At 36.8% G+C, this 882-nt stretch carries 1 protein-coding gene; it reads left to right on the top strand.

All coding sequences use genetic code 11. The features are described from left to right. The first annotated feature begins 23 nt into the window (after nt 1–23). The gene (locus tag ACS8FD_RS18280; RefSeq protein WP_439276895.1) at nt 24–632 is read left to right on the top strand and encodes a phasin family protein; all 609 of its coding nucleotides are present in this window, start codon (nt 24–26) and stop codon (nt 630–632) included. Nucleotides 633–882: the final 250 nt, after the last annotated feature.

Below are 882 nucleotides of genomic sequence, written 5' to 3'. Positions count from 1 at the left end.
CGTTCGATACAAGGAGTAATGATATGTCACAACAGACCCCGCAAGATTATGTCAATCAGTTCAACGAAAGCGCCCAAAAAATGTTTGAACCTTGGACCAAGTTGAACCAAGCTTTTTTAAAAAACGCTGAAATGATGACCGAGTTTTCACTTAATACTATTAAGACCTACGCAGAAATGGGTTTAGAAAACATGCGTCAAGTTTCAGAAATAGACTCTCCAGAAGCTGCCAAAGACTTTAGCAGTAAGCAAGCAGAGATGCTTAATACTATCAGTCAGAAAATGCTATCAGACGCTCAGCGCATGACAGAGCTTGGCAGCAATATGCATGATGACGTTATGAAAGTTTTGGGTGAAGTTCAGGGTCAAACCAGTGAGCAAATGCAGTCAAGTATGCAGAAAACTGCTGATCAAGCAACAAAAAAAGGTCAAGAGTACGCAGCAAACATGAACAAAATGGCTGAGCAGTTTACTGAACAAGCCACAAAAGCTGCGAAAACTGCGACTGGTGCAAATACCAAATCAGGTGCAAAGACAAATACCAATACTAACTCGAATACCTCAAATACGAAAACGAGCACAAAGACTGGAACTAGTAATACCAGCAGTACTGGAAAATCAACAAATAAGTAATTGTAATTACTGATAAATTTAATCATCTTATTGGTTGTTATTGATGAGATATCATGTAATTATTAAACCTAAAAGGTGGGTTAGAGAACTCTATCCCATCTTTTTTCTATTGTGCTAGCTTTATTGGATCAATAGGCTTGCACTTTTGTACAAATTAGAAGTGTTTTATAACTATATATCGTTTAAAGCTGGATACTGTTTAAATCCAGTATCGTTTATGGATAGGAAAATAGGTAAAGATATGGATAAT

Source organism: Psychrobacter sp. 1U2 (assembly GCF_051847575.1).
This window is presented reverse-complemented; position numbering and strand designations above follow the sequence as displayed.